General features: G+C 65.2%; 1 protein-coding gene. It reads right to left on the bottom strand.

All coding sequences use genetic code 11. The annotated features are described in order from the left end of the window. A partial coding sequence (locus ACNKXS_RS15390) for a HipA domain-containing protein (protein WP_417921651.1) occupies positions 1–287 on the bottom strand: 287 nt, incomplete at both ends.

Raw genomic sequence — 287 nt, 5'->3', positions numbered from 1 at the left:
CGGCCAACGTAGTCAACTGCTCACCGAAGCCGACGAGCGCCTCGACGAGCTGCCGGCGCTCCTGCAGAGGCAAATCGAGCTGTGGCAAGACGTCTTCCCAGCGTTGCAGCTCCTTGCCCGATTCGGGGTGGTACCAGCGCGCGGCGCGCGTGATGCCTTCCGGGTCCAGGTACATCGGCGCAAAGTCGAACAGGGGCGTGATGCGGGTGACCCCATCGACGGTATGCACGGCCGTGTTGCGAGCATGGTTGTCCGGATTGCGCATCGCCAGGTTGAGCACATCGCGC

The sequence above is a fragment of the Christiangramia marina genome (genome assembly GCF_048285865.1).
GTDB classification, from domain to species: domain Bacteria; phylum Bacteroidota; class Bacteroidia; order Flavobacteriales; family Flavobacteriaceae; genus Christiangramia; species Christiangramia marina.
The sequence above is the reverse complement of the archived record's forward strand: the minus strand, read 5'-3'. Positions and strand labels throughout refer to the sequence as shown.